4 protein-coding genes are annotated in these 3,404 nt (G+C 67.1%); 2 read left to right on the plus strand and 2 right to left on the minus strand.

The annotated features are described in order from the left end of the window. The coding region (locus GPA_RS20085) for a hypothetical protein (RefSeq protein ID WP_041239281.1) at positions 1 to 264 on the minus strand (264 nt) is incomplete at its 3' end. Positions 265 to 282: 18 nt separating this feature from the next. Continuing rightward, positions 283 to 858, minus strand: coding sequence for a ribosome hibernation-promoting factor, HPF/YfiA family (hpf, locus tag GPA_RS07690; RefSeq protein WP_041239282.1), 576 nt, complete (start codon positions 856 to 858; stop codon positions 283 to 285). A 338-nt stretch (positions 859 to 1,196) separates the two neighbouring features. Between hpf and nhaA the strand changes: the two genes are divergently transcribed. Together nhaA and GPA_RS07700 are read left to right on the plus strand one after the other, a co-directional pair. Further along, positions 1,197 to 3,020 carry a Na+/H+ antiporter NhaA gene (nhaA, locus tag GPA_RS07695; protein ID WP_015539506.1) on the plus strand — a complete coding sequence of 608 codons (1,824 nt, stop codon included), beginning with the start codon at positions 1,197 to 1,199 and terminating at the stop codon, positions 3,018 to 3,020. Positions 3,021 to 3,201: 181 nt separating this feature from the next. Then, positions 3,202 to 3,404 (plus strand): NTP transferase domain-containing protein (locus GPA_RS07700; RefSeq protein ID WP_041239283.1); only part of this gene is annotated, 203 nt, incomplete at its 3' end.

Consider the following 3,404-nt stretch of genomic DNA (forward strand, 5'->3'; position numbering starts at 1 on the left):
CTGCGGACGGTTCGGCCGGGTCTGCGGGCGGGCCGCATTTCCGTTCTCGGGTGCCTCCGCCTCGCCGCGCGCGTGTGCTTGCGCGTCCTCCAGGGTCGACGGCCTGCGGCTCCCCGTATTCCCCGTGGCCGGGCCGATCTGCTCGGCCGTCTGGCCGGGAGTGCTCTTCAGGTAGTCCCGGGCGGAGAGCACGACCCGCCCCGCCCGGGCAGGGCGGGGAGAACGGCGGGACCGAGCATCGTCGTGCCTGTTGGAACCGGTCACCGTTCTCCCCTTCGGATGCTAGGCTTCTTCGCGCTGCTTGAGCAGGCCGTAGCCGCCGTCGTCGCGGCGGTAGAGCACGTTCACCATGCTGGTGTCGCGGTCGGTGTAGGCGAAGAAGTCGTGGCCCAAGAGGTCGATCTTCACGAGCGCCTCCTCCTCGGTCAGCGGCTCGAACTCGATCTCCTTCACGCGCACGACCTCCTCGTCGGCCGCGAGCTCCTCCATGAGCTGGTCGAGATCCTTGGTCGGCACGGGCTCGGTGCGGATGGTCTCGTCCACGGCGCGCAGCTTGCGGTCGATGACCTTCGTCTTGTACTTGCGCAGCTGGCGGACCACTTTGGCGGCGGCCACGTCGATGGCGGCGTACATGTCCTCTTCGCATTCCTCCACGCGGATGATGTGGCCCTTCGTGCGCAGCGTGACCTCGCAGCAGGCAGGGCGGGGGTTCGCGGGATTCTTCTCCACGTACAGAACAACCTCGGCAACGAGAGGGTCGATGTCCATGACCTTCATCGAGTTGCCGATCTTCTCCTCGGCGTATTGACGCAGTGCATCGGTTACGGGCATTTTGCGTCCGGCTACGGTAATGCTCATAGCACTCACCTCTTACCTCGTGGCGAATAAAAAAAGCTTGGCCGGAAGCCCTGGCCGAGGTCGTGCGGGGCGGATACCGATATGCCGCTCATGCAAGACCCAAGTCGACTCCTCACGCCAAACTGATGGGTACAGCATAGCGCAAAACGCCCGACTGCGGCAGGGTATTTTCGAGCCGTTGGCAAAACGGCGCACGGGGCGCCGGCCTGCGGGGCACCGCCTTGGAGAGAATGCGCTACGTTGTGAAATCGGGTTGGAAACGGGTGGTGAATGCGAGGCCCACGAGGGTGTATAAGGGATAATAGGACTTTCAGGCATTGTCGACAGATAGGGCGGACATGGCATCCACACCGGCCAAAGAGCAGAAGCTGTTCATCAACGAGGTGCAACGGCATCAGGCGCGCTACCGCAAGCTCATCCAATTCACGCACTCTTCGACGAAGGCCGCGGGCGCCATGCTCCTGGCGGCCGTCGTGGCGCTGATCGTGGCGAACACGGGGGCGTACGAGGCGTTTTTGGGCTTCTGGCACACGGAGGTGGGCGTGTTCTTCGGCGACGGGTTCGCCGGCATGTCGCTCGGCCACGTCATCAACGACATCTTCATGGCCATCTTCTTCCTGCTGGTGGGCTTGGAGGTGAAGTACGAGCTCACGGTGGGCGAGCTCACGAACATCCGCCAGGCGCTGCTGCCCATCGTGGCGGCCGTGGGCGGCGTGCTGGCGCCCATCGGCATCTACCTGGCCTTCAACGCGACGAACCCGGAGACGGCGCACGGCTGGGGCGTGCCCACGGCCACCGACATCGCGTTCGCGCTGGGCATCCTGGCGCTCTTGGGCAACCGCGTGCCGAACGGCGTGCGCGTGTTCCTGAGCACGCTGGCCGTGGCCGACGACATCATTGCCATCCTGGTCATCGCCATCTTCTACGGGCACAGCCCGTCGCTGCCGTGGCTGGCCGTGGCCGCCGTGGTGCTGTTCGTGCTCGTGCTCATGAACCGCAACCACATCTACTCGCTCATTCCGTACCTGCTGGTGGGGGCCGTGCTGTGGTACTGCGTGTACATGTCGGGCGTGCACGCCACCATCGCCGGCGTGCTGCTGGCGTTCACCATCCCCTCGGGGTCGCGCGTGAACATCAAGAGCTTCCTCACCTGGTCGGGCGACAAGGTGCGCGAGGCGTGCTCGGCCTACCAGCCCGAGACGCCCGTCATCGCGCAGGGCGGCTACATAGAGACGGTGCAGGATCTTAGCCGCGTGGCGCGCCAGGTGGTGCCGCCGGCCACGCGCCTGGAGCACCGGCTGTACCCCTGGGTGTACTTCGGCATCCTGCCGCTGTTCGCCCTCACGAACGCCGACGTGAGCTTCCTGGGCGTGGACGTGGGGGCGATGCTCTCGAGCCCGGTGCTCTACGGCGTGTTGCTGGGCCTGCTCGTGGGCAAGCCGCTTGGCATCATGCTGTTCAGCATGGCGGTGGTGAAGTCCAAGCTGGCCTCGCTGCCCGAGAACGTGAACTGGTTCCACATGCTGGGCGCGTCCATCCTGGGCGGCGTGGGCTTCACCATGGCCATCTTCGTGGCGAACCTGGCGTTCCCCGACGAGGGCCTGGTGGCCACGGCGAAGCTGGGCATCCTGGCGGCATCGCTTTTGGCCGGCGTACTGGGCTTCGTGCTGCTGCTGCTGCAGGCGAAGGCGGCGCAGAAGCGCGGCGTGGCGTACCTGTCCTCGAGCGCCGACGACATCACGCGCCAGACGGCGGGCGACGAGGCCGCGCGCGAGGCCGAGGAGCTGCTGCGCGATTTGGAAGACCCTGCGATCAAAGACGAGGTCGAGGCGGCGAAGAGGCGCGGCGGCGTGTTCGAGATAGCCGTCGACCTGGGCCCGACCGGCCTTCTGGGCGGCGGTTCCATCGGGGACGTGCGCGAGGCCGTGCGCAACGAGGTGGTGCGCGTGCTGCGCGAGGAGGGCAAGGACGACCTCTTGGAGAAGGTGCAGGAGGAGTTCAAGGAGCACGCCGGCGAGCCCCCGCTGGCCAGCGTGGAGGAGACGCTTCTGCGCGAGAGGGGCGAGGAGGCCCTCCGCGACGCACTCCGCCGCGAGGCCGACGACGTCACCGGCACGAGCGGCGGCGAGCACAAGGACGGGAGCAGCGCGCCGCGGGATTAGCCGCCTCCGGTATTCGTCCACGGGGCCGCGCGGGCACCCGGTACGCGCCCGCGCCCCGCTCCGCTGCCTGCTTCCGTGCTCGCCTTGCGACCTGCATGGCTTCTGCGTGGGGTTCGCGCCCTCCGTGCGGGCTCTGCGCTATACTGTACGGTCGAAAACGTCGTGCGAACGAAGGGAAACCATGGAAGCTGCCGCCATCGTGCTCGCCGCGGGTGCCGGAACCCGCATGAAGTCGAAGAAGCCCAAGGTCGCCCACGAGGTGCTGGGCAAGCCGCTCGTGCGCTGGGTGGTGGACGCTGCCCACGAGGCCGGCATCGGCCGCATCGCGACCGTCGTGGGCCACGAGCGCCAGCAGGTGGAGCCCCTGGTGGAGGCCGACACCGA

The organism is Gordonibacter pamelaeae 7-10-1-b (assembly GCF_000210055.1).
GTDB classification, from domain to species: Bacteria; Actinomycetota; Coriobacteriia; order Coriobacteriales; family Eggerthellaceae; genus Gordonibacter; species Gordonibacter pamelaeae.